The following is a 1,222-nucleotide window of genomic DNA, read 5'->3' on the forward strand; positions in this document are numbered from 1 at the left end:
CAAGGGATGATGATCGCCGTCCCAGGTGGCGTCGAAAAGAATGGTTTCACTGGACATGCCGTTGGCTGCGGGCAAGGTGACGTCGGCGACGGTCACGGTGGATCCGCTCGGCACCTTCCCGGCCATCCACCGTTCCAGGCGCTCACGGAGGTCTTCGGTGTCGCGGAGGGAATCGCTCGGTCGGGCGACCTGGGCGTGATGCTCGGCTTCATCTGTCGAAGAAGCGGTCGAGGCAACGTCAGATGAGGAAGCGTCTGGGCTCACGGTCACCTCCTTCCCGTAGGCGTCACGTGCAATGCCCGTAACGGTGTGAGTCAGAACACTAAAACACGTTACAGAAATTGGTAACAGGTGGCACCCGTTTAGTGGGACTCCCTGCGGATTTATCGGGGAAGAACGCGTGTCAGATAACGGCGGTGAGCGAGAGCAGGCCCGCGCCGGTCAGAGTTCCGGCGCCACCCAGCTCGGCGGGAACGATCCGGAGCTCTTGAATGAACGACAAACGGGCATGTCGGGCAGCCGCGTCGAGCATCGGTTCCCACAGCGGAGTACCCGACTGGGCGAAACCGCCGCCGATCACCGCGAGGTCCACATCCAGGAGAGCGGCCGCCGAGGCGATGGCACCACCGAGTGCCGTGCCGGCGCGGTGAAGTGAGTCCACGGCGATCGTGTCCCCGCTGTGTGCGCTCTCGGCGAGCTGACGGCCGGTGGTGCCCGTCCATCCCTGGCTACGAGCCCATCGCACCGCGGACGGTCCACTTGCCACCGTCTCGAGGCAGCCGACGCCCCCGCAGCTGCACGGTTCGGCAGATCCTGGAACGACGAGGTGGCCGATGTGACCGGCGTTCCCCGTGCGACCCCGAGCAATCTCGCCGCCGAGAACGATTCCGCCGCCGATTCCCGTCGAGACGACCAGGCTCAGGAGGTTCGGGGTCCCGCGTCCGGCGCCGTGGTGGAACTCCGCCAAAGCCGCTGCGGCTCCGTCCATGGCGAGGGCGGTTCCGGCGTCGGGAAAGACGCTGCGGACGCCCGCTACCAGCTCGAATCCCTGTGCCCACTCGGAGATGTTGATGGGAGCTACGACGCCGGCATCGGTGTCCACCGGCCCGGCGCACGCGATGCCCACACCGTCGACGTCGCGGCCGTCTGCGACTCGTTCGAGCAGCGCCGCACACGCTCTCCACGGGTCGGTCTGCGGCGTCGGCACGCTGTCGAACACGGG

Annotated in this window: 1 protein-coding gene and 1 pseudogene; both read right to left on the reverse strand. The window is 66.8% G+C overall.

What is annotated here, in order from left to right:
* Positions 1-264: pseudogene (locus ABT116_RS47955) on the reverse strand (hypothetical protein); the annotation flags it as partial.
* Positions 265-403: 139 nt separating this feature from the next.
* The coding region (locus tag ABT116_RS47960) for an ROK family protein (protein ID WP_351647789.1) at positions 404-1,222 on the reverse strand (819 nt) is incomplete at its 5' end.

The sequence above is a fragment of the Streptomyces sp. NPDC002130 genome (genome assembly GCF_040296465.1).
Classification (GTDB): domain Bacteria; phylum Actinomycetota; class Actinomycetes; order Streptomycetales; family Streptomycetaceae; genus Streptomyces.